The sequence below is a fragment of the Brenneria roseae subsp. roseae genome, from assembly GCF_003115845.1.
GTDB lineage: Bacteria > Pseudomonadota > Gammaproteobacteria > Enterobacterales > Enterobacteriaceae > Brenneria > Brenneria roseae.
Genome location: NZ_KZ819022.1, coordinates 25824 through 49843 on the forward strand (window position 1 = coordinate 25824; position 24020 = coordinate 49843).

27 protein-coding genes are annotated in these 24020 nt (G+C 52.9%); 21 read left to right on the forward strand and 6 right to left on the reverse strand.

Annotation, left to right across the window (positions count from 1 at the left end; translation table 11 throughout):
• Positions 1-91 precede the first annotated feature (91 nt).
• The 4 genes from DDT52_RS00085 (at position 92) to DDT52_RS00100 (ending at position 4261) form a co-directional block, all read left to right on the forward strand.
• Positions 92-1240, forward strand: a complete 1149-nt coding sequence (locus DDT52_RS00085; RefSeq protein WP_136154568.1) for a 3-phenylpropionate MFS transporter — start codon at positions 92-94, stop codon at positions 1238-1240.
• 55 nt (positions 1241-1295) lie between these two features.
• On the forward strand, positions 1296-1955 hold the full coding sequence (locus DDT52_RS00090; protein ID WP_136154569.1) for a DUF1007 family protein: 660 nt from the start codon (positions 1296-1298) through the stop codon (positions 1953-1955).
• Positions 1946-3016 (forward strand): nickel/cobalt transporter, encoded by a 1071-nt coding sequence (locus DDT52_RS00095; RefSeq protein ID WP_136154570.1) that lies wholly within the window; start codon positions 1946-1948, stop codon positions 3014-3016. The genes DDT52_RS00090 and DDT52_RS00095 overlap by 10 nt, the downstream gene beginning before the upstream one ends.
• 117 nt (positions 3017-3133) lie before the next feature.
• The gene (locus DDT52_RS00100) at positions 3134-4261 is read left to right on the forward strand and encodes an ABC transporter substrate-binding protein (RefSeq protein ID WP_136154571.1); all 1128 of its coding nucleotides are present in this window, start codon (positions 3134-3136) and stop codon (positions 4259-4261) included.
• Between the two features lie 61 nt (positions 4262-4322).
• On the opposite strand, the gene DDT52_RS00105 is transcribed toward DDT52_RS00100, so the two are convergent.
• The 4 genes from DDT52_RS00105 to suhB form a co-directional block, all read right to left on the reverse strand.
• Complete coding sequence (locus DDT52_RS00105; protein ID WP_136154572.1) at positions 4323-5123, reverse strand: ABC transporter ATP-binding protein; 801 nt, start codon at positions 5121-5123, stop codon at positions 4323-4325.
• Positions 5120-6205, reverse strand: a complete 1086-nt coding sequence (locus DDT52_RS00110) for a FecCD family ABC transporter permease (protein WP_136154573.1) — start codon at positions 6203-6205, stop codon at positions 5120-5122. The genes DDT52_RS00105 and DDT52_RS00110 overlap by 4 nt, the downstream gene beginning before the upstream one ends.
• A 6-nt stretch (positions 6206-6211) precedes the next feature.
• Positions 6212-6349, reverse strand: a complete 138-nt coding sequence (locus DDT52_RS00115) for a hypothetical protein (protein ID WP_247595448.1) — start codon at positions 6347-6349, stop codon at positions 6212-6214.
• A 140-nt stretch (positions 6350-6489) separates the two neighbouring features.
• Positions 6490-7293: an inositol-1-monophosphatase gene (gene suhB / locus DDT52_RS00120; protein WP_136154574.1), complete on the reverse strand. Its 804-nt coding sequence runs from the start codon at positions 7291-7293 to the stop codon at positions 6490-6492.
• Between the two features lie 119 nt (positions 7294-7412).
• Between suhB and trmJ the strand changes: the two genes are divergently transcribed.
• From trmJ to sseB, 11 genes are all read left to right on the forward strand, one after another.
• Positions 7413-8138, forward strand: coding sequence for a tRNA (cytosine(32)/uridine(32)-2'-O)-methyltransferase TrmJ (gene trmJ, locus DDT52_RS00125; RefSeq protein ID WP_136154575.1), 726 nt, complete (start codon positions 7413-7415; stop codon positions 8136-8138).
• A 131-nt stretch (positions 8139-8269) separates the two neighbouring features.
• A complete protein-coding gene (gene iscR, locus DDT52_RS00130) occupies positions 8270-8764 on the forward strand; it encodes a Fe-S cluster assembly transcriptional regulator IscR (protein WP_109055032.1) in 495 nt (164 codons plus the stop codon).
• A 259-nt stretch (positions 8765-9023) separates the two neighbouring features.
• Positions 9024-10238: a cysteine desulfurase gene (gene iscS, locus DDT52_RS00140; protein WP_136154576.1), complete on the forward strand. Its 1215-nt coding sequence runs from the start codon at positions 9024-9026 to the stop codon at positions 10236-10238.
• 24 nt (positions 10239-10262) lie between these two features.
• A complete protein-coding gene (gene iscU / locus DDT52_RS00145; RefSeq protein ID WP_109055034.1) occupies positions 10263-10649 on the forward strand; it encodes a Fe-S cluster assembly scaffold IscU in 387 nt (128 codons plus the stop codon).
• A 17-nt stretch (positions 10650-10666) separates the two neighbouring features.
• The gene (iscA, locus tag DDT52_RS00150; protein WP_136154577.1) at positions 10667-10990 is read left to right on the forward strand and encodes an iron-sulfur cluster assembly protein IscA; all 324 of its coding nucleotides are present in this window, start codon (positions 10667-10669) and stop codon (positions 10988-10990) included.
• Between the two features lie 99 nt (positions 10991-11089).
• Positions 11090-11608 carry a co-chaperone HscB gene (hscB, locus tag DDT52_RS00155; RefSeq protein WP_136154578.1) on the forward strand — a complete coding sequence of 173 codons (519 nt, stop codon included), beginning with the start codon at positions 11090-11092 and terminating at the stop codon, positions 11606-11608.
• A gap of 73 nt (positions 11609-11681) precedes the next feature.
• Positions 11682-13532, forward strand: a complete 1851-nt coding sequence (gene hscA / locus DDT52_RS00160) for a Fe-S protein assembly chaperone HscA (protein ID WP_136154579.1) — start codon at positions 11682-11684, stop codon at positions 13530-13532.
• A 2-nt stretch (positions 13533-13534) separates the two neighbouring features.
• On the forward strand, positions 13535-13870 hold the full coding sequence (fdx, locus tag DDT52_RS00165) for an ISC system 2Fe-2S type ferredoxin (RefSeq protein ID WP_136154580.1): 336 nt from the start codon (positions 13535-13537) through the stop codon (positions 13868-13870).
• Positions 13871-13886: 16 nt separating this feature from the next.
• On the forward strand, positions 13887-14087 hold the full coding sequence (gene iscX, locus DDT52_RS00170; protein WP_136154581.1) for a Fe-S cluster assembly protein IscX: 201 nt from the start codon (positions 13887-13889) through the stop codon (positions 14085-14087).
• 103 nt (positions 14088-14190) lie between these two features.
• Positions 14191-15489, forward strand: a complete 1299-nt coding sequence (gene pepB, locus DDT52_RS00175; protein ID WP_136154582.1) for an aminopeptidase PepB — start codon at positions 14191-14193, stop codon at positions 15487-15489.
• 94 nt (positions 15490-15583) lie between these two features.
• Complete coding sequence (sseB, locus tag DDT52_RS00180) at positions 15584-16378, forward strand: enhanced serine sensitivity protein SseB (RefSeq protein ID WP_136154583.1); 795 nt, start codon at positions 15584-15586, stop codon at positions 16376-16378.
• Between the two features lie 94 nt (positions 16379-16472).
• Here sseB and sseA read toward each other — a convergent pair whose 3' ends face one another.
• Entirely contained in the window at positions 16473-17342 is an 870-nt protein-coding gene (sseA, locus tag DDT52_RS00185) for a 3-mercaptopyruvate sulfurtransferase (protein ID WP_136154584.1), read from the reverse strand.
• Between the two features lie 27 nt (positions 17343-17369).
• On the reverse strand, positions 17370-17648 hold the full coding sequence (locus DDT52_RS00190) for a hypothetical protein (RefSeq protein WP_136154585.1): 279 nt from the start codon (positions 17646-17648) through the stop codon (positions 17370-17372).
• 67 nt (positions 17649-17715) lie between these two features.
• On the opposite strand from DDT52_RS00190, the gene ndk reads away from it, so the two are divergent.
• From ndk to hisS, 6 genes are all read left to right on the forward strand, one after another.
• On the forward strand, positions 17716-18144 hold the full coding sequence (gene ndk / locus DDT52_RS00195; RefSeq protein WP_136154586.1) for a nucleoside-diphosphate kinase: 429 nt from the start codon (positions 17716-17718) through the stop codon (positions 18142-18144).
• Between the two features lie 199 nt (positions 18145-18343).
• Positions 18344-19540: a dual-specificity RNA methyltransferase RlmN gene (rlmN, locus tag DDT52_RS00200; protein WP_136154587.1), complete on the forward strand. Its 1197-nt coding sequence runs from the start codon at positions 18344-18346 to the stop codon at positions 19538-19540.
• A gap of 137 nt (positions 19541-19677) precedes the next feature.
• On the forward strand, positions 19678-20439 hold the full coding sequence (gene pilW, locus DDT52_RS00205) for a type IV pilus biogenesis/stability protein PilW (RefSeq protein ID WP_136154588.1): 762 nt from the start codon (positions 19678-19680) through the stop codon (positions 20437-20439).
• Positions 20429-21442 carry a cytoskeleton protein RodZ gene (gene rodZ / locus DDT52_RS00210; RefSeq protein WP_136154589.1) on the forward strand — a complete coding sequence of 338 codons (1014 nt, stop codon included), beginning with the start codon at positions 20429-20431 and terminating at the stop codon, positions 21440-21442. The genes pilW and rodZ overlap by 11 nt, the downstream gene beginning before the upstream one ends.
• 40 nt (positions 21443-21482) lie before the next feature.
• Positions 21483-22604 carry a flavodoxin-dependent (E)-4-hydroxy-3-methylbut-2-enyl-diphosphate synthase gene (gene ispG / locus DDT52_RS00215; RefSeq protein WP_136154590.1) on the forward strand — a complete coding sequence of 374 codons (1122 nt, stop codon included), beginning with the start codon at positions 21483-21485 and terminating at the stop codon, positions 22602-22604.
• A gap of 139 nt (positions 22605-22743) precedes the next feature.
• Positions 22744-24018, forward strand: coding sequence for a histidine--tRNA ligase (gene hisS, locus DDT52_RS00220; protein WP_136154591.1), 1275 nt, complete (start codon positions 22744-22746; stop codon positions 24016-24018).
• Positions 24019-24020: the final 2 nt, after the last annotated feature.

Consider the following 24020-nt stretch of genomic DNA (forward strand, 5'->3'; position numbering starts at 1 on the left):
GAATAGGGCATTGCGCCGGAGGTCCCTCTCTGACAGAGTAGCGACGGCCCATCGGGCGGCGGCAGGGTAGCCCGCCAAAAAAGGGGGAGTCATGGTTCTGCAATCAACGCGTTGGCTGGCGTTAAGTTATTTCACTTACTTTTTTTGCTATGGCATTTTTCTGCCGTTTTGGGGCGGTTGGCTAAAAGGGGAAGGGCTCTCTGCCGAGTCTATCGGGATGTTGCTTGGAGCCGGCCTGGTTGCCCGTTTCGTCGGTAGTCTGGTCATCACGCCCAGCGTGAAGGACCCTTCTAAACTGATTGTGGTGTTACGAACGCTGGCGCTGTTGGCGCTGGGAGTGTCGGTTGGTTTCTGGCTGGGGAACGCCTGGCTATGGCTGATGTTTGTGATGATCGGCTTCAATCTGTTTTTTGCTCCGCTGGTTCCTTTAACCGATGCGCTGGCCGCCACCTGGCAACGTCAAATTGTCATGGATTATGGCAAAGTACGGGTATGGGGATCGATTGCCTTTGTTATTGGTTCTGCCGTCACGGGGGAACTGGTGGCCGTCTGGGGACATACTGCGATCCTGACCATTCTGAGTGCAGGGCTGGTTGCCATGTTGTTGGGGGTGCTGCTTCGCCCCAGCGTGATGCCGCAAGCGACGATCTCTTCAACCCAGTCTGCGACGGTGACGCCATGGAAAGCCCTGCTGAGTGAACCGACGGTATGGCGTTTCCTGCTCTGTGTTTCTCTTTTGCAGGGCGCGCACGCCGCCTACTATGGTTTCAGCGTGATTTATTGGCAGGATTCCGGCTATTCCGCATCGATTATCGGTTATCTCTGGTCGTTGGGCGTTGTCGCTGAAATTATCATTTTTACCTTTAGTCAACGATTGTTTCGGCGCTGGAGCGCCAGACAACTGCTGCTGCTCTCCGCCGTATGCGGCGTTGTGCGTTGGACGCTGATGGGGTCAACGGTGGCGCTTCCCTGGTTGATTGTGATACAGATATTGCACTGCGGCACGTTCACCGTGTGTCACCTCGCGGCGATGCGTTTTATTGCGGCGCGTACCGGTGGAGACGTGTTGCGCTTGCAGGCGGTGTATTCGGCATTGGCGATGGGCGGAAGTATTGCGCTGATGACGATGGTTTCCGGCTTCCTGTTTGAACACCTGCGGAGCGGCACCTTCTGGGTTATGGCGCTATTGGCCGTACCTGCATTATTTATTCGTCCTTCGGTTGGCCATCATACGACCTGACCGGAGGAGTCCGAACGTCGGTTTTATCGGTACGATGTATTGCTATGAGAAATTTATGTTATATTATAACAGTTTGATATATTGGGGCAGGCTGCTAACGCTAGCGGTATTCGGCACGGCGATGAGCCTGCCGGTCTTCGCCCACCCACATAGCTTTATTGATATGCAAACGACCATAGAGAGCCAGAACGAACAGATTACCGGTTTACGTATGCAGTGGACGATGGACCCCATCACTTCCGCCGATCTGCTTTATGATGCGGGAAACGCCGCTAAAGGTTCCGAGGTGTGGAAGAAACTGGCGGCGGAGGTGATGGCCAATGTGCTGGGGCAGCATTACTTCACGGATATTTATCGTGATAAACAGCCCGTGAAATACGCCTCTATTCCTACCGAATATCACCTGTCACGCAAAGGAAATCAGGCGGTGCTGGAATTTGTATTGCCGTTGGCGCATCCCCAACCGCTGGCGGGTAAACCATTACAGATATCCACGTATGATCCCACCTATTTTGTCGATATGTCCTATCAGGACGAGAAGGCCATCAAGCTGGCGCCAGCGTTGGCGTCGCGCTGTAAAACCACGCTGGTCACGCCAAAGCCCAGCGAAGATTTACAGTCATACGCCCTCTCTCTGGATAAAAATGATTCACCGGGCGAGGATATGGAACTCGGTAAGCAATTTGCCCAGCAGGTGACGCTGCAATGTCAGTGAATGTGAGCGATCCACTGCGTCGCCCATCCGTCTTAAAACGGGTGGTGGGGCTGTGGCCGCTGTGGCTGTTTTTATTACTGCTTGGGCTGATATTGCACGGTGTGGTGAGTTACTGGCCGCAAATACTGCTGCAAAGCGCCGTCTGGCAAAAATCGCTGCACCAGCAGATGTCAGCGCTCTTGCAGATGGTGGAGGCGCAACCGCACCAGGCGGGATTGAGCCTGATGGCGTTCAGTCTGGCGTATGGCGTGTTGCACGCCGTTGGGCCGGGGCACGGCAAGGTGGTCATCATGACCTACCTGGCGACGCATCCTTCCAAACTAAAAAGCAGTCTCCGATTGACCTTCGCCGCTTCGCTGGTGCAAGGACTCATGGCTGTGCTGCTGGTCTCCGTGGTGCTGGGTATTTTGCAGCTTTCAAGCCACACGCTGCATCGCAGCAGTTTCTGGATGGAGAAGGGGAGCTTTATTTTGGTGGCAGGGCTGGGCGCGCTGCTCTGTTTCCGTGCGGCAAAGCAGTTATATATCAGTCTCTTTCAGCAGCCGAAACCTGCCACTATTCTGCGTTTAACTCCGATTGAACCATCGGATGAACATCGGATTCCCCCCCTGAGTGCGAGATCGGTATCCGATCATCATCAACACGATGCCAATTGCGGATGTGGTCATCAACATCTTCCCAGCCATGAAGCGCTCAATCGAGATAGTCACTGGCGTACCCGTCTGATGATTGTGCTGGCGATGGGCATGCGGCCATGTTCTGGCGCCATATTGGTATTGCTGTTCTCCAAAGTGATTGGCGTTTTCTCCTGGGGGATCGCTTCAGCGCTGGTGATGGCGTTGGGAACGGCGTTAACCATTTCCATGCTGGCGGTGTTGGTGCTTTATTGCCGTCGTCTGATTGAACGCTTAAGCCGAAGCGCTACGCCTCCTGCATGGCAGCGCGTTGCCTGGTCGCTGTTGTCGCTGACCGGAGGACTGATTTTATTCGGTACTGGCGTACTGTTTTACCTGAGCGCACAGCCCGCCATGATGGGGGGGATCCGCCCCTTCGCCGGCTGATTTCACCTTTATTTAACCTTGTTGTAAAAACACATTGCTTCATTTAATACCCACATTATATTATTTCCTTAAGTGATAATGATTATCATTTATAACCTTATCAGGAGCAGGGAAATAATGAAGAATTGGCTGTTTTCGGTTGTCGCGATATTGGGTTTAAGTCCCGTTTTTGCCGTCAGTGCTGCACCGATTGTGGTTGAAGATGTCAGTGGCAGACAGGTAGAAATCAAATCAGAGGTTAAACGGATTATTCTGGGGGAAGGTCGGCAAATTTATTTGCTGGCGGCGTTTGATACCGACGCGCCTTTCCAGCGCGTTGTCGGCTGGCGTGATGACCTGCCGAAGGCCGATTATGACGGCTATCTGGCTTATGAAAACAAATACCCTGAAATCAAAAAATTGCCGACTTTTGGCGGCGCCAAAGACGGTACGTTTAATGTTGAACAGGCGCTGACGTTAAAACCCGATCTGGTATTGATGAATCTGGAGTCGAAAGCCGCAACCGACGAAGGCAAATTGATTGAAAAACTCGGTTCACTGGGTATTCCGGTCGTCTTCATCGATTTTCGTGAAAAACCGTTTGAAAATGCAGAGAAAAGCATTCACATCATGGGGCAACTGTTAGGTAAGCCTCAGCGCGCGGATGACATCATCCGGTTTCGTCAGCAGCAGATTGACATTGTGACCGAGCGGTTAAAAAACTATCAGGCTCCCCGCCCGAAAGTGATGATCGATCGGGCCGGGGGATATGAAGACGAGTGCTGTATGTCATTCGGTAACGAAAACTTTGGCCGAATGGTAGAAGTGGCGGGGGGCGAAAATATTGCCAAAAATCTGATTCCCGGCACGTTTGGTACGCTAAACCCGGAACAAATCATCAGCGCTCGCCCTGACGTGGCGATAGTGACCGGTGCGAACTGGAAAAACTACAATACGGCCAACGGCTGGGTTGGCGTTGGCCCCGGCGCCGATCAGAAAGTCGCGTTGCAGCGTTTACAGAAGCTGATGGCGCGTCCGGCATTTAAAACGCTGCCTGTCGCCACTAACGGTAATGCGCATGCGATCTGGCATCAGTTTTATGATAGTCCGTACCAGTTTGTGGCGATTCAGGTGATGGCGAAATGGTTGCACCCGGAGCTGTTCAAGGATATTGATCCGGACGCGACATTCCGTACTTTCCATGAGAAGTTCTTGCCGTTGCCTTATCAACCCGGCTATTGGGTAACCCTGCCAGCAGAATCCTGATGATCAAACGGCACTGACGAAAACGCTCGTCAGTGCCTGTTTGCCTGAAATGGGGAGTTATTTAAAAGGTAGGCTCGGCGACCAACCCGTCGATGATGACCTGCGGCACGCCCTGTGAGCAGCGTTCGATCCGCCCCCGTACGCCATAGACTCTGGCCAGACTGTCTGCGCTGATGACGTTCGCCGGCTTACCATCTGCAATCAGATCGCCGTTTTGCAGCATCAGAACATGATCGCCATGGCGCAGCGCGATATTAATATCATGTACCACTACAACGGTGATGATATTGCGTTTGCGGGTTTCCCGCCGGACCAAATCCATAACGTGAAATTGATAGTTCAGATCCAGCGCGCTCAAAGGCTCATCCAGCAATAACAACGACGGCTGGCGGATCAATGACTGTGCGAGTCCAACGAGCTGTTTTTGTCCACCGGAAAGCTGATCGAGATAGCTTAGCGCCAGATGCTCAATACCCAGCTGTTTTAACAACGCCATGACTTCGGCCTGACTGTCCCTATTGTGCAATCCGCCGGAGGCGCGCTGGGCAACAATAATCGATTCCAGAACGTGGAGATGCACGCCCGCAGGCAAAGACTGCGGCAGGTAAACCACTTTTTCCGCACGCCGGGCAAACGGAAGCTGCATCAGATTATTGTCATCCAGCCACAGCTCGCCTTCAGAAGGATTCAGACCTGCCATGGCTCGTAACAGCGTGGATTTACCGCTGCCGTTCGGACCAAGTAAAACGGTGATTTCTCCGCGTGATAGCGACGGAACGCAGAGATCGCGGATCACCTGACGCTTAGGATAGCCCGCGCGGAAATGGGACAGACGCAAGCCCGATAAGCATGACTGGCTCATACATTTCCTCTATGGCGCAAAATGATACTCAGAAAGAAAGGCACGCCAACCAGTGAGGTAACGATACCGACCGGAATGATCACGCCGGGGATCAGGTTTTTTGAAGCGACGGAAGCCAGTGATAGTACCAGCGCACCAATGAGGGCGCTGGCGGGAAGGTAAAATCGGTGATCTTCACCAAATATCATGCGTGCGATGTGCGGTGCGACCAGGCCGATAAAACCGATCGGTCCGACAAACGCTACCGACAGCGCAGATAAAATACTGATGCGCAACAGGGTAGCCAAACGCAGCCGACGCACATTAATCCCGAAACTGACGGCACGATCTTCACCCAGGCGCAGTGCGGTAAGCTTCCACGAATTCATCAGCGATAAAGGCATGACGAGGGCGAGTACCAGCAGTAGGATCCCCAGTTTCTCCCAGGACGCGCGCGCCAGACTGCCCATGGTCCAGAACACCAGACCCTGCAACGTGTCTTCGTTGGCGATAAACTGCAACATGGAAACCAGCGCGTTAAAGGTAAACACCAGCGCGATACCGAATAAGACGACTCCGGAGGTTGCGACCTGAGTCCAGCGGGTAATGCCGTCAAGCAGTAGCGCGGCCAGCAGGGCAAACAAAAAAGCATTGGCGGAAATAAACCACTGAGCCGGGATGCCGGGAATACCGATCCCCAACACGATAGCCAGTGCCGCGCCAAATGCGGCAGCCGATGAGACGCCCAGCGTAAACGGACTGGCTAACGGGTTATTCAGGATGGTTTGCATCTCTGCTCCCGCCAGACCGAGAGACAGTCCGACAATAATGGCCATCAGCGCATAAGGCAGGCGGATATCCCACACGATAACGCGCGTTCCTGCGTCAGCGCTGGCGGGATCGGTCAGCGTCCGCCATAGCACGTCCAGCGTCAACCCGGAGGGGCCCATGGTAAAATCCAGCAGCAGAGAGCCGAGAATAATCAACAGCAATATCGCGATGATCGCCACGCGGCGCCGGATAATGCCGCGATAGCTGTCCATAACGGCGCTGTTATCCTGAATGGCATCGCGGATCTTATTCGGTTCAGTGGTTACGCTCATAAAAAATTACCCACCTTGTTTCCAGGCGAAAATAAAATCACCGTCAGGCAACGACGTAAAGTTTTTAGTGATGTTGTGATAGGTGTCATCAGGATTCAGTGACGTAAGCCCCTGTGGGTAAATGGCGTTGGCCAGATCTTTCATGCCGGGTTATCAGATGTAATGCGTTTGATAATTATTATCGTATAGCGATCAATATTGCGTATATCGGATTCATATGTAAAGAAAAATATCGAATGCGGTCGTGTGCGGCAGCGCGCGGAACACGACCGGGAGGCGGGCGATTAACGTTTCAGCGCGTCACTCAGTGAGTCGCGCATTGTTGCGAGCAGACATTTCACCACGCGTGGGTTACCTGCAACCAGATTGCCCGAAGTGAGGTAGTTATGGCCGCCGACAAAGTCGGTCACGACGCCGCCAGCTTCACGCACCAGCAGTTCGCCACCGGCAAAATCCCACGGTTTCAAACCGATTTCAAAGAATCCGTCGACACGACCCGCAGCGACATACGCCAGATCGAGCGCAGCAGAACCGGTACGGCGGAAATCCGCGCACTGGGTAAACAACGCTTCAACAATATTGATATAGCTTTTGGCGTGCTGTTTCAGTTTGAACGGGAAGCCCGTTGCCAGAACGGTGCCATCCAGATCGCGCGCATTGCTGCTACGCAGACGATAACCGTTCAACTGCGCACCCTGACCACGGGTCGCCGTGAACAGTTCGTTTCGCATCGGGTCGTAAACAACGGCAACTTCTGTGCGGCCTTTGAGGCGCACGGCAATGGAAACGGCGAAGTGTGGGAGACGTTTGATAAAGTTGGTGGTGCCATCCAGCGGATCGATAACCCATTGCACATCCTGATCTTCACCAACCAGCTCGCCGCACTCTTCACCAATAATGGTGTGTTGCGGATAAGACTTACGGATGACCTCGATGATCAGACGCTCTGCATCCCGATCGACGTTGGTGACAAAATCGTTGTTGCCTTTTTGGCTGGCTTCTACGGCGTCAGGCGTTTCATAGTTTTTAGCAATTAAATTACCGCCTTTACGCGCAGCGCGTATAGCGATATTGAGCATCGGATGCATGGTATCGTCCACTAGAATGTTAAAGAACAGAAAGCGGGGCGCATTATAGCAGGGGAAAAGGAAAATATCTAAGTTTGTGTTAGGATATTCTGATTTCCTTTTCGCATGATAGAGTCCGCATGTTACACAATATTCGCGTTGTTCTGGTTGAAACATCCCATACCGGTAATATGGGTTCCGTTGCCAGGGCAATGAAAACCATGGGATTGAGTAAGCTGTATCTGGTCAATCCGCTGGTAAAACCCGATTCTCAGGCAATCGCTCTGGCAGCCGGCGCCAGTGATGTCATTGGCAACGCCACCCTGGTTGAGACGTTGGATCAGGCGCTTGAAGGGTGTAGTCTGGTCGTGGGAACCAGCGCCCGCTCACGAACCTTGCCCTGGCCGATGCTTGAACCGCGCGAGTGCGGCGTTCGTGCCGCGCAGGAAGCGGAGCATGCGCCGGTTGCGCTGGTTTTCGGCCGTGAGCGCGTCGGTCTGACCAATGATGAATTGCAGAAATGTCATTATCATGTCGCTATTCCGGCCAATCCTGAATACAGCTCGTTAAATCTGGCGATGGCCGTGCAGATCCTGGCTTATGAAGTGCGCGTTGCGCATCTGGATCGCCTTCAGGCCGGTAAGGCAGCCCATGGCGAAACGCCTTATCCGCTGGTGGACGATCTGGAGCGTTTTTATCTGCATCTTGAGCAGACATTGCAGGAAACCGGCTTTATCCGGCAGGCGCATCAGGGACAGGTGATGAACAAGCTGCGCCGGCTGTTTACCCGGGCTAGACCGGAAAGTCAGGAACTGAATATCCTGCGCGGCATATTGAGTTCGATTCAGAAAAATAACGATGTGTGATAGATGAATAATACTTGAGTAAATTACTTGGTTAAATAGTTGACTGGAACACTCGGGAATGTCAGACTCGGTCTACGTATTTGCCAATACATGTTTTCATAATACATGTTTTATCTACAGGTACCACTATCATGAGACTGACATCTAAAGGCCGTTATGCCGTTACCGCCATGCTTGATGTGGCTCTGCATTCCCAGGAAGGCCCGGTTCCGCTGGCTGACATTTCCGAACGTCAGGGCATTTCACTTTCCTATCTGGAGCAGCTGTTTTCACGCTTGCGTAAAAACGGCCTGGTTGCCAGCGTGCGTGGTCCGGGTGGCGGTTATTTGCTGGGTAAAGGTGCTGATGAAATCGCGGTTGGCATGGTGATCTCAGCCGTAGACGAATCTGTTGACGCGACGCGTTGTCAGGGACGTGAAAGCTGCCAGGGCGGCGATCGCTGCCTGACTCATACCCTGTGGCGCGATCTGAGCGACCGTATTACTGACTTTTTGAACAACATTACGTTGGATGAACTGGTCAATAATAAAGAAGTGCTGGATGTTGCGGATCGACAGGATGCCGATACACGTCGTACCGCCAATGGCCGTGTTCAGGATACGATCAACGTTAACCTGCGCGCCTAAAATAATAAAGACGCCGGAACATTTTTAACCCCATAGAGCGGCGGGCTGATCGAGTCCGTCATAAAAAACTGCGGGAGTGATTTTCAATGTTGCGCCGCAACGGTTCTACGGGGTATAGCAAAATTTCCGGGAGTAATTTTTAATCACGTCAATTTTTTAACAACGTATAGCGTTGGCCCCACGGGGTAAGGGCAATATAGCCCGTCATATAAACAAGACGCTTTGCACGTTTTGAAGTGATGTACGGAGTTTATGAGCAATGAAGTTACCGATTTATCTGGACTATTCAGCAACGACGCCGGTTGATCCGCGCGTTGCTGAAAAAATGATGCAGTTTTTGACCCTGGATGGCACTTTCGGCAACCCCGCATCCCGTTCCCACCGTTTCGGCTGGCAGGCGGAAGAAGCCGTCGATATCGCCCGCAATCAAATTGCTGAATTGGTAGGCGCTGACCCGCGCGAGATCGTCTTTACCTCCGGCGCGACAGAGTCAGATAACCTGGCAATTAAAGGTGCCGCCAACTTCTATCAGAAGAAGGGCAAACACATTATCACCAGCAAAACGGAGCATAAGGCCGTGCTGGATACCTGCCGCCAGTTAGAGCGCGAAGGGTTTGACGTCACTTATCTGGCTCCGCAGCGCAACGGCATTATCGACCTGAAAGAATTAGAATCGGCCATGCGTGATGACACGATTCTGGTTTCCATCATGCACGTGAACAATGAAATCGGCGTGGTTCAGGATATCGCGACCATCGGTGACATGTGCCGTAGCCGCGGGATTATTTTCCACGTCGATGCGACTCAGAGTGTGGGTAAACTGCCTATCGACCTGAGCCAGTTAAAAGTCGACCTGATGTCTTTCTCCGGTCATAAAATTTATGGACCGAAAGGCATCGGTGCGCTGTATGTTCGCCGTAAACCCCGTATTCGTATCGAAGCACAGATGCATGGCGGAGGGCATGAACGCGGTATGCGTTCCGGCACCTTGCCTGTCCATCAAATCGTCGGCATGGGCGAAGCCTACCGTATCGCGAAAGAAGAAATGGGCGCTGAGGCAGTACGCCTGCGTGCGCTGCGCGATCGTCTCTGGAACGGAATTAATGACATCGAAGAAGTCTATCTGAATGGTGATATTGAGCAGGGTGCGCCGAACATCCTGAACGTCAGCTTCAACTATGTTGAAGGTGAATCTTTGATTATGGCGCTGAAGGATCTGGCCGTTTCGTCCGGTTCCGCCTGTACGTCAGCCAGTCTTGAGCCTTCCTACGTACTACGTGCGTTGGGTATGAACGATGAGCTGGCACATAGTTCGATCCGCTTCTCTCTGGGGCGTTTTACCACTGAAGAAGAAATCGACTACACCATCGAGCTGGTTCGTAAATCCATCGGCCGTTTGCGCGACCTTTCTCCTCTGTGGGAAATGTTCAAGCAAGGCGTGGATATCAGCAGTATCGAATGGGCGCATCATTAATTCATCAGACCGGGGACGACGATTATGGCTTACAGCGAAAAAGTAATTGATCACTACGAAAATCCACGCAACGTGGGTTCATTTGACAACGCCGATCCAAGTATCGGTAGCGGCATGGTGGGCGCGCCTGCCTGCGGCGATGTCATGAAGCTACAGATCAAAGTCAACAATGAAGGTATCATTGAGGACGCCCGCTTTAAAACTTACGGCTGTGGTTCCGCCATTGCCTCCAGTTCACTGGTGACCGAGTGGGTAAAAGGCAAGTCGCTCAACGAGGCGGAAGCGATCAAAAATACGCAGATTGCTGAAGAACTTGAACTGCCGCCGGTAAAAATCCACTGCTCTATTCTGGCGGAAGATGCCATTAAAGCCGCGATTGCAGATTACAAAAGTAAACGTGAAGCCAAGTAGCTTACTGAGGTTGTTGTATGTCGATTTCTTTGAGCGACAGCGCTGCGCAACGAGTAAACGCTTTTCTGACTAACCGGGGCAAAGGCATTGGCCTGCGCCTCGGCGTGCGAACATCCGGTTGTTCCGGTATGGCGTATGTGCTGGAATTTGTTGATGACGTAAATGCTGATGACGTGGTATTTGAAGACAAAGGCGTTAAGGTCATTATTGATGGTAAGAGCCTGGTCTATCTGGACGGCACCGAACTTGATTTCGTCAAGGAAGGGCTGAACGAAGGCTTCAAATTCAATAACCCTAACGTTTCAAGCGAATGCGGTTGCGGCGAAAGTTTTAACGTTTGACCACTTCCCAGGATATTTCTTTGTCCTGTTTCTTCCGGCCAGTTGCCGGGAGAAACAGCGGCCAATAACCGCCAGGACCCGTAAACCTCAGAGTGCGCTATGGATTACTTTACTTTGTTCGGGCTGCCAGTTCGCTATGATGTGGATGGCAGCCTGCTTGTTTCCCGTTTTCAGGAACTGCAACGACAGTTCCATCCGGACCGCTTTGCAAATCAGCCCGAAAGGGAACGCATGCTGGCATTACAGCAGGCCGCAACCATCAATAGTGCCTATCAGGCGCTGAAACATCCGCTGAAACGTGCGGAGTATATGTTATCTTTGCACGGTTTCGATTTAAGTAACGAACAACATACGTTACAGGACACCGCTTTTCTGATGGAGCAGCTTGAGCTGCGTGAAGAGCTGGATGTCATTGCGAGCCGTTCTGATGCCGAAGCGGCGCTGGCTGAGTTTGCCGAGCGGTTGCAGGTGATGCTGGTTAAACGCAGTGAACAACTGCGTAGCGAACTGGATCACGAGACGTGGGGTGACGCAGCGGATACCGCGCGTAAGCTGCGTTTTTTAGACAAGCTCCGGCAGCAGGTTGAACAACTCGAAGAACAATTGCTGGACAGATAGGGTTTAATTCGGTTGGGAATGAGCGAGTGCGCTATGCCTCTGTTTTTCCGCCAGCCATTGATGGAAGCTCAATATGGCCTTATTACAAATCAGTGAGCCGGGCCTCAGCGCGGCGCCGCATCAGCGGCGCCTGGCGGTAGGCATCGATTTAGGCACCACGCATTCTCTGGTTGCTACCGTGCGCAGCGGTGAGGCGCAAACGCTGGCCGATCGCGCTGGCCGCGATCTACTGCCGTCCGTTGTCCATTACCGTGCCGAAGGGCATGTGGTGGGCTGGGACGCGCGTGAAAACGCCGCTCTCGACCTTGCCAACACCGTCAGTTCCGTCAAGCGTATGATGGGGCGTTCGCTGGCGGATATTCAGCAGCGCTACCCACATTTGCCCTACCAATACCGCGCCAGCGATAACGGTTTGCCGTTGATTCAGACGAATGCCGGCGAGCTGAATCCGGTGCAAGTGTCGGCCGATATTCTGTCGGCGCTGGCACAGCGTGCGCAGGAAGCGTTAGGCGGCATGCCTGATGGCGTGGTGATTACGGTCCCGGCCTATTTCGACGATGCGCAGCGTCAGGGTACCAAAGATGCCGCTCGATTGGCCGGGCTGCATGTACTGCGCTTGCTCAATGAGCCGACTGCCGCAGCGATTGCCTATGGTCTGGATTCCGGTCAGGAAGGGGTTATCGCCGTTTACGATCTGGGCGGCGGAACCTTTGATATTTCTGTTCTGCGTCTGAGCCGTGGCGTGTTTGAAGTGCTGGCGACAGGCGGTGATTCCGCGCTGGGCGGCGATGATTTCGATCATCTGTTGGTGGAGTGGCTGCGTGAGCAGGCCGGTATTACCGCACGTGACGATCATCAGTTACAGCATGCGTTACGCGAAGCCGCGATACAAACCAAGATTGCATTAAGTACGGCGGATTCCGCCCATATTGATGTTGCTGGCTGGCAAGGGGTGATTACCCGGAGCCAGTTCAATACGCTGATTGCCTCACTGGTGAAACGCACGCTGCTGGCGTGTCGTCGTACGCTGAAAGATGCGGGCGTTACGCCGGAGGAGGTGCAGGAAGTCGTCATGGTCGGCGGTTCGACGCGTGTTCCGCTGATTCGCGAGCAGGTTGGCGAATTTTTTGGCAGAGTGCCGCTGACCTCCATCGATCCAGACAAGGTGGTGGCGGTTGGCGCGGCTATCCAGGCGGACATTCTGGTCGGCAATAAGCCGGACAGTGAAATGTTGCTGCTGGATGTTATTCCGCTTTCCCTGGGGCTGGAAACCATGGGGGGGCTGGTTGAAAAAATCATACCGCGCAATACCACCATCCCGGTCGCCAGAGCTCAGGAATTCACTACCTTTAAAGACGGCCAGAGCGGGATGATGATCCACGTTCTGCAAGGTGAACGCGAGCTGGTGCAGGATTGCCGTTCACTTGGCCGTTTTACATTACGCGGTCTTCCTCCGTTACCCGCCGGCGGCGCACATATCCGGGTGACCTTTCAGGTGGATGCCGATGGTCTGCTCAGCGTTACCGCGATGGAGAAATCGACCGGCGTCGAAGCCTCCATACAGGTCAAGCCGTCCTATGGGCTGAGTGATACTGAAATTGCGTCCATGATTAAAGACTCCATGCTGAATGCACAGGAAGATGTGGGCGCCAGAATGCTGGCGGAACAGAAAGTGGAGGCTGCACGCGTGCTGGAAAGTTTGCAGGGCGCGCTGGCAGCGGATGCAGATTTGCTGACCGATAATGAAAAGGCGGCAATTGCCGAAGCATCCGAGCACCTGCGGCAAGCCGCTCAGGGAACAGCGGCATCGGCGATTGAAACCGCAATAAAAATATTAGATCAACAAACCCAGGAATTTGCCGCCCGCCGGATGGATGCCTCTATTCGTCGCGCGCTGGCGGGACATTCCGTGGACGAGGTGTAAACATGCCTAAGATTGTCTTTCTGCCTCATCAGGATTTATGTCCTGAAGGGGCGGTTTTGGAAGCAGAGCGTGGAGAAAGCATTCTGAATGTCGCGCTGCGTAACGGTATTGAGATAGAACATGCCTGCGAGAAATCCTGTGCTTGTACGACCTGTCATTGCATCGTTCGTGAAGGATTCGATTCTCTGGCGGAAAGTACGGAAGATGAAGATGACATGCTGGATAAAGCCTGGGGACTGGAACCGGAGAGCCGGTTAGGGTGTCAGGCTCGTATCGCCAATGAAGATCTGGTGGTAGAGATCCCGCGTTATACGATTAACCACGCTCGCGAACATTAATTCCTGGAGCCTTGTTATGGGATTGAAATGGACGGACAGCCGTGCGATCGGCGAAGCGCTTTACGATACATTTCCCGATCTCGATCCAAAAACGGTGCGTTTTACTGATATGCATCAGTGGATCTGCGATCTGGCGGAGTTTGATGACGCGCCGGATGCATCCAATGAAAAAATTCTGGAAGCGATCCTGCTGGTCTGGTTAGATGAAGCAGAATAGTTATTGATATCACGGGCTGCCTTTTTTGGCGGCCCGCTTTATTTTAGCGTCATGGCGCGCATCGGCGCGAATGGCAAATATGAAAAGCATCTGGAGCAGAATTATGACAAGCGAAGCTATGCTGATTTCACTCTCCAACCAACCTGCTGATGCGCGCTGGGGAGAGAAAGCGCCATTAAGCGTGAATGAGTCCGGTTTTACTATTCACCTGAATGGGACGACGTCTCCGTTGGCGACGATTCAACGTGCGGCGCGTAAAATTGACGGTCAGGGCATCAAGCACGTCAAACTGGCCGGCGCTGGCTGGGATTTGGAAAACAGCTGGACATTCTGGCAAGGCTATCGTGCGCCGAAAGGGCAGCGGACGGTGGAATGGCCTGAGCTGAATGCCGCTGACAGGAAAGAACTGGACGATCGCCTCAAGATCGTTGACTGGGTACGGGATACGATCAATCTGCCGGCGGAAGATCTGGGGCCAGAGCAGTTGGCTACGCGCGCGATTGATCTGTTGTGCGATGTTGCCTGCGACGCCATCAATTATCGGATCACCAAGGGTGACGATCTGCGCACGCAAAACTATGCCGGTATTTATACGGTAGGTCGTGGGTCCGAGCGTTCTCCGGTACTGCTGGCGCTGGATTACAACCCGACGGGTAATCCAGACGCGCCGGTATTTGCCTGCCTGGTCGGTAAAGGCATTACCTTTGATACCGGCGGCTATAGCCTGAAATCCAGCGGCTTCATGGATTCCATGAAATCGGATATGGGCGGCGCGGCAACCGTGGTGGGCGCTCTTGCGCTGGCGGCCTCCCGTGGATTGAACAAGCGGGTGAAGCTGTACCTGTGTTGTGCGGATAATATGGTCAGCGGCAATGCGTTCAAGCTGGGCGACATTATCCGTTATCGCAACGGCAAGAGCGTTGAAGTGATGAATACCGATGCGGAAGGGCGTCTGGTGCTGGCTGATGGCCTGATTGATGCCTCGGAACAGCATCCGCAGTGGATCATTGATTGCGCGACGTTGACGGGTGCGGCAAAAACCGCGTTGGGTAATGATTATCATGCTGTGTTCAGTTTTGATGATCAGCTGGTGACGGCATTGCAGGACAGCGCGAAGCAGGAAGGTGAACCGTTCTGGCGTCTGCCGCTGGAGGAGTTCCACCGCAGCCAGCTTCCTTCCAGCTTTGCGGATTTGAATAACATCGCTGGGGCGGCATACAGCGCAGGCGCCAGTACGGCGGCGGCGTTTCTGTCGCACTTTGTGGAGCATTATCAGCAAGGCTGGCTGCACATTGATTGCTCCGCCACCTATCGTAAAGGGGCGGTGGAACAATGGTCAACGGGGGCGACCGGACTGGGCGTTCGTACACTGGCGAATCTGCTGCTGAGCAAGGCTGAATAATCAGGCTTCAGTAAGCGATATTCTCGATTTACAGCATGTGCCGATAAGCGAAACCGGGTCAGATACCCGGTTTTTAACGCGGTTAAGGAGCGTTATGGATTTTTCACCACAAAATAAACTGGAAGAGGTGCTGGTTCTGGCCGCAACCGAGCCCGCGCATCGTCCTGAGTTTTTCAGCGAACTGATGGAAGCGACGGTATTTGTACTCGGCAGCAGTGATGAAAGCGACGCGCCCGGTGAAAAGATCCTGCATGCAGGCAGTAACGTGCAGATTCAACATTGGGAGAAGGCCAATGGTTCTTCAGCCATTCCCTTTTTCTCTTCGCTGGAAGCATTGCAGCAAGTGATTACCGAAGAGCAGTCTTTTCTGGCGCTACCGGTTCGTTCACTGTTCGAGATTACGCTGGGCGCCACGCTGTTTCTTAATCCCAGACTGCCGTATGGAAAAGAGTTTTTGCCGCAGGAAGTGGAGCACTTGCTGTCCGGTGAAGGAAACGGATTTGTCCAGCAGCGGGTTATCGAAGAAGATACGCAGGTCGTGATTGGCCAGCCGGCAGAAATGCCGGTGCAGATGATTGATTCTCTGACTCAGCTGTTTACCAAGTATCGGCACGTGCGCCGTGCGTTTCTGGCCCAAATCCACGAACCAAATGAAAAAGAACCGCATTTGCTCATCGGGATCGAAGCCGATCAGGATGTGGAAGATATTATCCGTGCCGCCGGCAGCGTCGCCAGCGATACGTTACCGGATGAGCGTCCAGTCGATCTCTGTGTGGTTAAGGAAAATGAACCCGGCATCAGCCACTATATGATCAAACACACTACGCCGTTTTATGAACGTAAGTGGGGCAGTTTTTTGCGGGATTTCAAGAGTACCGGTCATGCCTGATTAGGGCATCGGCGCAGCGGTGGGTTATGCATCCACCGTTGTCGCCCGTCGGTTATCCATGATCTGCCCTTGAACCTTCACGGCAGTCGCGGGATCAATCAAGCGTAATTGGCACGTCGTTGCGGCTGCCCCAATCGCTCCATGCGCCGTCGTAAAGCGTCACATTGGGGACGTTCAATACGCGTAGCGCCAGAATGACAACGCAAGCCGTAACGCCGGAGCCACAGCTGGCAACGATAGGACGGCTGAAATCCACCCCGTGCTTATGCAGAATTGTCGCGAGCTCGGCGTTCGGTTTCAGCGCACCGTTGGCGACCAGATCGCCCCAGGGCACATTCAGGCTGCCGGGGATATGTCCACGATGCAGGCCGGGGCGAGGTTCGTCCACTTCACCGTTAAAACGGGCTGCGGGGCGGGCATCGACAATCTGCGCGGATTTATCACGGCTGATTGCCATCACGTCGTCACGCTGACGAATAGCCGTTTCATTCAGTTTAGCTTCGAAAACGGCAGGCGCCCGCTCGACATTGCCTTGCTCCAGAGGCCGGTGTTGACTTTTCCAGCCGGCCAACCCGCCGGTGAGAATTGAGATCTGCGTGACGCCAAAGGTGTGCAGCATCCACCAGGCGCGCGGTGCGGAAAACAGGTTGCCTTCATCGTAGATAATAATGTGTTGCTGATGACTGACGCCCAGCTTACTCATTGCGCGGGAAAAATCATCGCTGTCGGGCATCATATGCGGCAGGTCGGTGCGGTGATCGGACAAGACTTCAATATCAAAAAATACCGCGCCGGGTAAATGACCGGCACGGTATTCGGCGTTGATATCGCGGGTTGTTTCACCCGGCGGCAGCATGCGGGCGTCAAGGAGAACAATCGTGCTGTCGTTAAGGTGCTCGGCAAGCCAGGTTGAGGAAACAAACCATTCGTTGGAAACAAACAACCCAGAAGAAGATGCTGACATAACTCCCCCACGCAAAGGCCGATGGATTCAGCCACAAGGTGAAATAATGGATTTATTGTCAGCGATTTCTGCTGTTCCGACAAGCTCGTACTTACTGCCGTCCGATATCGTTCTTACCGGCCTGTCGTCGCTGTGGCCGGCATTCACGGGTTGCTTATCTCGTTCAGCATCGCTTTCGCGTACTGTGTGGCTGTTATCAATCCTGGTGATATCGGAAAGAAGGTAGGTCAAAAGATAATATTTTTTTAATAAAATGTTATTTCGCCGGTAGGCAACCGGGTTGGCTCCCCCTATAATCTGCGCCACTTTCACTGGCTGGGATTATAATACCCCCAATCCGGCTGCTATCTGATAGTTGTTTAATGAGGTCAATATGACGGTAGAACGTACCTTTTCCATCGTAAAACCCAATGCTGTCGCCAAGAATGCTATTGGCGCCATTTATGCCCGTTTTGAAAGCGCGGGCTTTAAAATTGTTGCCGCCAAAATGCTGCGTCTGACTCGTGAACAGGCTGAAGGCTTTTATGCCGAGCATCAGGGCAAACCGTTTTTTGACGGTTTGGTCGAGTTCATGATGTCCGGTCCGATCATGGTACAGGTACTGGAAGGTGAAAATGCCGTTCAGCGTAACCGTGATATCATGGGCGCGACCAACCCGGCGAATGCGCTGGCGGGTACGCTGCGTGCCGATTATGCCGACAGCTTCACCGAAAACGCCGTGCATGGCTCTGATTCCATCGAGTCCGCCGAGCGTGAAATCGCCTATTTCTTCAGCGCTGACGAAATTTGCCCGCGTAACTAAGTCTTGTGCGTTGATAACCGGGCGTGATTTTCAACGTCGCTTGCGACGGCCCGCCATAAAAAATGCGGCGATAGTAGCTTACCTGTTTTAAACTTTGTACAATGCTGCGCCCCGGATGAGCCTGCGCTTGCCCGGGGCGTTTCTTTTTATCATCCTTTCTTTAGCGCCATAACGTGTAATAACGAGGCCAAGAGTCCATATGTCTGAACAAATTGTGTCTGAGCAAACGGTGTCCGAACTTTCACCGGCGTCTGTCGCCACCTCTCAACCTGCGAAAACCCGTGCGGAAAAAATCAATCTGCTGGATCTCAACCGCCAGCAAATGCGGGAGTTTTTCGCTTCTCTGGGAGAAAAACCTTTCCGTGCCGATCAGGTGATGAAGTGGATTTATCACTATTGCTGTGATGATTTCACACAGATGACGGATATCAACAAAGTCTTCCGTAATAAATTACAGGAAGTCGCCGAAATTCGTGCGCCTGAAGTGGTGGACGAACAGCGCTCGTCTGATGGCACCATCAAGTGGGCGATCCTAGTCGGTGATCAGCGTGTCGAGACGGTCTATATTCCTGAAGAAGATCGTGCAACGCTGTGCGTATCTTCACAGGTTGGTTGTGCGCTGGAGTGTAAATTCTGTTCAACCGCGCAGCAGGGATTTAACCGTAACCTGCGGGTATCTGAAATCATTGGTCAGGTATGGCGGGCGGCGAAAATTATCGGTGCGTTTAAAGTTACCGGTCAGCGTCCGATTACCAACGTGGTGATGATGGGCATGGGGGAGCCATTGCTTAACCTGACTAACGTCGTCCCGGCAATGGAAATCATGCTGGATGATTTCGGGTTTGGTCTGTCAAAACGCCGCGTGACGCTGTCAACGTCAGGGGTTGTTCCTGCGCTGGACAAGCTGGGTGATATGATCGACGTCGCACTGGCGATCTCCCTGCATGCGCCAAACGATGAAATCCGTAACGAAATCATGCCGATTAACAAGAAGTACGATATCGAAATGTTTCTGAGCGCAGTACGCCGCTATCTGGAGAAATCCAATGCCAATCAGGGACGCGTGACGGTTGAATACGTGATGTTGGATCACATCAACGACGGCACCGAACATGCCCATCAGCTGGCGGCGTGTCTGAAAGATACCCCGTGCAAGATTAACCTGATCCCGTGGAACCCGTTCCCCGGCGCGCCTTATGGCCGCAGTTCGAATAGCCGCGTCGATCGTTTCTCCAAAGTGCTCATGGAGTATGGGTTTACGACGATTGTACGCAAAACCCGCGGTGACGATATTGACGCAGCATGTGGACAGTTGGCCGGTGAAGTCGTGGATCGAACCAAGCGTACGTTGAAGAAAAAAATGGCGGGTGAACCTATTGCGGTTAAAACGGTCTGAGATCTAATTGTCCCTGTTATATCGGAAAGTGATGATACTTTTACAGTGTTAATCATACGATAGCGGTTACCACTAAGGGACTAAGATAGTATATCGTTGATATGACAGGCCGGGATGGCGATAAAAGGAAGTCAGGAATGACGAAACAGTTAAGACAGGGAAAAGGTTGGCTGCTGATAATCATGGCAGTTCTGTTGACAGGATGTGGTGGTCGTTCATCCCGTGAGTCCGTCGATCCGGCCGTTGCGCAGACCCGTTTGCAACTGGGGTTGGAATATCTGGCGCGTAATAATCTGGATGCGGCGCGTCAGAACCTTGAAAAAGCGCTGGATGTCGCGCCGCGGGATTATCGCACCCAGTTGGGAATGGCGCTTTATGAGCAGCGGATCGGTGAAAATCAGTCTGCCGAGCAACGTTACCAGCGTGCGTTAACGCTGGCGCCAGAAAACGGTAGCGTCATGAATAATTACGGTGCGTTTCTGTGTAGTTTAGGGCAGTATGTAGCGGCGCAGCGACAGTTTAGTGCGGCTGCCCAACTCCCTGATTACAGTCAGGTTGCCGATGCGTTGGAAAATGCGGGATATTGCTTTTTCAAAGCCGGGCAGAATGATGATGCGCGCAGTTTGTTAAGTCGGGCGCTAAAGTATGATCCTGCTAAAGGCGTTATGCTGTTGGCAGAGGCTGATAACCAGTTTTCTGACGGAAAATACGAGCAGGCCAAATTGCTCCTGGAGATTTATCAGCATATTCTTCCGGCCAGTGCCGAGAGTTTATGGTTACAGATTCGTTTCGCCGCGTTAGCGGGCCATGACGGCGATATTGAACGTTATGGCAAATCGTTGACGCGAAGTTTTCCACAATCTAAACAGTACCAGCAGTTCTTAGCTAATGAATACTGAAGCCACTCAAGATAATACAGAATCAAAAATTCCCGGCGAACGTTTACGTCAGGCGCGCGAACGTCTGGGGTTGACTCAACAGACGGTTGCCGAACGTTTGTGCCTTAAACTTTCCACCGTTCGAGAGATAGAGGAAGGGAATACGCCGGTGGATTTGGCGCCGACGTTTTTACGCGGCTATATCCGTTCCTATGCAAAACTGGTTCACTTGCCCGAAGATGAACTGTTGCCGATGCTGGATAAACATGTGGTGCCAAGGGCATCGAATGTCGCTCCCATGCAAAGCTTCTCCCTGGGGAAAAGTCGCAAGAAACGCGACGGTTGGTTGATGACGTTCACCTGGCTGGTCGTGATTGTCGTGTTGGGATTGACCGGCGCATGGTGGTGGCAGAACCATCAGGCGCAGCAGCAGGAAATCAACAGTATGGTTGACCATGCCAGCGCAATGCAGGCGCAGAATGAAGGTCAGAGCATACCGCTGATGGATGATAGTGAACCGCAGGAGCCTGCGGTTTCCGATTCGGCTGCTTCCACGCCGGTCGAGTTGCCTATGGATACTTCGTCTCAGACGCCTGTCAATCCTGATATAGCGCCTTCTGCGGCGAATACTCCGCCTGCCGCGTCATCCTTCGCCCCGCAATCCACCGCTTCCCAGCAGCAGACAGCCGACAATGCGCCACTGAGTTCGGGCGCATATACCCCTGCAACAACAACTGACACGACTTCTCCTGATAACATCACTCCTCCTGCGTCTGCCGAACACGCGCTGGTCATGAATTTCAACGCGGATTGCTGGTTGGAAGTGCTTGATGCCAGCGGTAAAAAATTGTTTAGCGGTATGCAGCGCAATGGCGGTTCATTGAACCTGGATGGGCAGGCGCCGTATAGACTCAAAATTGGCGCCCCCGCTGCGGTACAGATTCAGTTCCAGGGTAAACCAGTCGATTTGAGCCGGTTTGTAAGAAGCAATCAGGTTGCCCGTCTTACGCTGGCTGCGGAATAACGTAACGTTTACGTGATGTTGCAATGTTGGAGAAGAAGTAATGCATAACGCTGCACCCATAACCCGTCGCAAATCAAAGCGGATTTACGTCGGTAAGGTGCCTATTGGTGATGGCGCGCCGATCGCGGTGCAGTCCATGACCAACACCCGAACCACCGATGTTGAAGCTACCGTTAATCAAATCAAGTCACTGGAACGTGTTGGCGTTGATATTGTGCGTGTATCCGTTCCAACGATGGAAGCGGCGGAAGCGTTTAAACTGATCAAACAGCGCGTAAATGTACCGCTCGTCGCAGATATCCATTTTGACTATCGTATTGCTTTGAAGGTAGCGGAGTACGGCGTCGATTGTCTGAGAATCAACCCTGGCAATATCGGTAATGAAGAACGTATCCGCGCGGTGGTTGATTGCGCTCGTGATAAAAATATTCCGATACGTATTGGCGTGAACGGCGGTTCGCTGGAAAAAGATTTGCAGGAAAAATATGGCGAGCCGACGCCGGAAGCCCTGCTTGAATCTGCTATGCGGCATGTCGATATTCTGGATCGTCTCAACTTTGATCAGTTCAAGGTCAGCGTGAAGGCCTCCGATGTTTTTCTGGCGGTACAGTCTTATCGCCTGCTGGCCGCGCGTATCGATCAACCGCTGCATCTGGGGATCACGGAAGCGGGCGGCGCACGCAGTGGCGCGGTCAAGTCCGCTATCGGCCTCGGTTTATTGTTGTCCGAAGGTATTGGCGATACCCTGCGTATCTCGCTGGCCGCCGATCCGATTGAAGAAGTTAAGGTGGGTTTCGATATTCTGAAATCCCTGCGTATTCGTTCCCGTGGCATCAACTTTATTGCCTGCCCGACCTGTTCCCGTCAGGAGTTTGACGTGATCGGGACCGTGAATGCACTGGAGCAACGGCTGGAAGATATTATCACGCCGATGGATGTTTCGATCATTGGTTGCGTGGTGAATGGACCGGGAGAGGCGCTGGTTTCCACCATTGGCGTCACCGGCGGTCACAATAAAAGCGGTTTTTACGAAGACGGTGTTCGCCAGAGAGAACGTTTTGATAACGAGCAGATGATCGATCAACTGGAGGCCAAAATTCGGGCCAAAGCATCCATGATGGATGAAAGCCAGCGTATTACTATTAATCTGGTCGATAAATAGACGGCGCTGGTGCGGACATCGGTCATCACTCGCATAATTTATCATTCCTTAACCCGATAAAGAGCGGCCTGCATTGAAGATGCGTTGCGGATCCCCCTATAATCGGGTTTATTTTTTGAAAAACGCATAGAGAACTGACGTGGCAAAAAATATTCAAGCCATTCGCGGCATGAACGATTACCTGCCGGCCGAAACGGCATTGTGGCAGCGTATTGAAACCAGCCTGAAACAGGTGCTCAGCAGCTACGGCTACAGTGAAATCCGTACACCGATTGTTGAGCAAACATCGCTGTTTCAACGCGCCATTGGTGAAGTTACCGATGTCGTTGAAAAAGAAATGTATACTTTTGAAGATCGCAATGGCGATAGTCTGACGTTGCGTCCTGAAAATACGGCTTCATGCGTTCGTGCCGGTATTGAGCACGGTATCCTCTATAATCAGGAACAGCGTCTGTGGTATCTCGGGCCGATGTTCCGCCACGAACGTCCGCAAAAGGGGCGCTACCGTCAGTTTCATCAGTTGGGTTGTGAAGTCTTTGGCCTGCAAGGGCCGGATATTGATGCCGAATTGATTTTGCTTACCGCCCGCTGGTGGCGTGTGTTGGGCATCGCCGAACATGTTAAGTTGGAGCTGAATTCGATTGGATCGCTGGAAGCCCGTGCGTCTTACCGTGAGGCGCTGATCGCGTTTCTTGAGCAGCATAAGGATAAACTGGACGACGACTGTCTGCGTCGCATGTATACCAATCCGCTGCGCGTTCTGGATTCAAAAAATCCACAGGTACAGACGTTACTTAACGATGCGCCGGTTCTGACGGATTATCTTGATGAAGAATCTCGTACCCACTTTGCGGCGTTGGGTGAACTTTTAACGCAGTCTGGCATCCCATATACCGTTAACCCGCGTCTGGTTCGCGGTCTGGATTATTACAACCGTACCGTGTTCGAGTGGGTCACCACCAGTCTGGGGGCGCAGGGGACAGTCTGTGCCGGCGGACGATATGACGGAATGGTTGAGCAGTTGGGCGGTCACGCGACGCCGGCAGTGGGTTTTGCGATGGGACTGGAACGTCTGGTGCTATTGGTGCAGTCGGTCAATCCCGAGTTTAAGGCGCATCCGGGGGTGGATGTTTACCTGATTTCCTCCGGTGCGGGAACGCAGGTGGCAGCGATGCAACTGGCTGAAAAATTACGTGATACGTTGCCGCAGTTGAAACTCATGACCAACTATGGCGGCGGCAATTTTAAAAAGCAATTCGCCAGAGCCGACAAATGGGGCGCGCGCGTCGCGCTGGTTTTAGGTGAAAACGAAGTTGCAGCAGGTCAGGTGGTTGTTAAAAACCTGAATAATGGCGAGCAGGATACATTGGCACAGGCCGACGTTGCCGCGCGCCTGGCAACGTTGCTGGATTGAGG